Source organism: Lentilactobacillus hilgardii DSM 20176 = ATCC 8290, from assembly GCF_000159315.1.
Taxonomy (GTDB): Bacteria; Bacillota; Bacilli; order Lactobacillales; family Lactobacillaceae; genus Lentilactobacillus; species Lentilactobacillus hilgardii.
The window spans coordinates 1-1,513 of record NZ_GG670007.1 but is presented as its reverse complement, the minus strand read 5'-3'; the positions used below and the strand labels follow the sequence as shown (position 1 = coordinate 1,513).

The 1,513-nt window shown below is 40.9% G+C and carries 2 protein-coding genes; one reads left to right on the top strand and one right to left on the bottom strand.

All coding sequences use genetic code 11. The annotated features are described in order from the left end of the window. Positions 1 to 359 precede the first annotated feature (359 nt). On the top strand, positions 360 to 1,226 hold the full coding sequence (locus tag HMPREF0519_RS12625; RefSeq protein ID WP_003636825.1) for an SDR family oxidoreductase: 867 nt from the start codon (positions 360 to 362) through the stop codon (positions 1,224 to 1,226). Between the two features lie 114 nt (positions 1,227 to 1,340). Here HMPREF0519_RS12625 and HMPREF0519_RS14510 read toward each other — a convergent pair. Continuing rightward, positions 1,341 to 1,513: LBP_cg2779 family protein (locus HMPREF0519_RS14510; RefSeq protein ID WP_003636823.1), on the bottom strand; the 173-nt coding region annotated here is incomplete at its 5' end.

The following is a 1,513-nucleotide window of genomic DNA, read 5'->3' as shown; positions in this document are numbered from 1 at the left end:
ATGTAGAACGTTGCTTTGAGGAGCAGTCCTAAAAGAGTGTGCGGAGCAAAGCAGTTAACGTTCGGAGTCAAGCGGTTAGCATTCCGAATGTTGCTTTGAGGAGCAGTCCTAAGAAAGTGTGTGGCGCAAAGCGATATAGACGATTCGGCACAGTAAAATTAAAGTTATTATGATAATCAAGATGAGTCACTTTAGCGTTTTAGTAACGTGCGTATAAGTGTCTTTTTTGATTTCAATTGGCAATTGGCATTTTTTGATGATTTCAGCATGCTTATGTAAACGCAAACCAGCAGGTTGTTTTATAATAATCTATGGCATGTACTGACTAAACTATAGTTGATTTAGGAGGCTTTTAAGTTATGAAATATGCTGTAACAGGTTCAACCGGTCATTTTGGCAAATACGCCATTCCGTATTTGCAAAAGTTAATTAAGCCGGAAGATTCAATTATTGCTCTGGCTCGAAGCATTGAAAAGGCAAAGTCTATATATAAAGACGGTGTTGAGGTTCGTCCGGGTACCTATGAAGATCCGGATCAGTTAATCGACTCATTGAAGGGTGTGGATAAACTGCTGTTTATTTCATCGCAACCCGGTGCAGTGATGTCACGAATCGATCAACACAATAATGTGGTTCAGGCTGCTAAAGCGGCCGGTGTTAAGTTCATTGCATACACCAGCTTTCCACATGCAGACACGACAGAAGCACCCTTGGCAGCAGACCATAAGGCCACGGAGGCTTTGATTAAAAAGTCGGGTATTGCACATTCATTTCTTCGCAATAATTGGTATCTGGAAGATGAGATGAATTTTGTGGAAGAAGCTAGTAATGGTGAACCATTTGTTTATTCCGCAGGGAATGGCAAGGTTGGTTGGGCCCCCGAAGCATTATATGCCGAAGCTGCAGCCACTATTTTAACGACTGAACAGCCAAAAGAAGTTTATGAATTGGCAGGCCCAATGCATACGTATGCCGAGTTGGCTGATGTGCTTCGAAAAGTGACCGGCAAACAATTTGAGATTGCCAGCGTTTCCGATGATGAATTTATGGCCAATTTGAGAAAGTATGTACCAGATCAGGTAGATGCAATTATGACGATGATTCAAAAATTAATTCGAAATCATGCTTTGGAAGAAGACACAACGGATTTGGCTGACGTATTGCAAAAACCTGTTCCAACTTTGGAGGAACAGGTACAAGCGTTATTTAAGACGCCGGAAAAATAACCAGCTATTAAAAGCCAAAAGAGAGGCCCTTTGCAAAATAAAATTGCAAAAGGTCTCTTCTTTTAGTTAACATCGCGATGTTGGGAAATAGGATTTCAAATAGTTCCTGCACGTTTAACGCACAAAGTCTTCAATGAGCTTCTTTTCCTCTGGTGTCGGTTGAGATTCCATCGACTTAATATCGTGGAGGCGTTCTACGGTAATCCGTAAATTGAATGCTAATTGTGTGTCTGGCATGTCGTTCTTCTTTTGGTAATTGATAATTTCTTCTGCTAAGGTGCTAAATT

What these genes read in the sequence shown, in the direction of transcription:
- HMPREF0519_RS12625 (WP_003636825.1), top strand. Translation starts at nt 360, where the DNA reads ATGAAATATGCTGTAACAGGTTCAACCGGTCATTTTGGCAAATACGCC.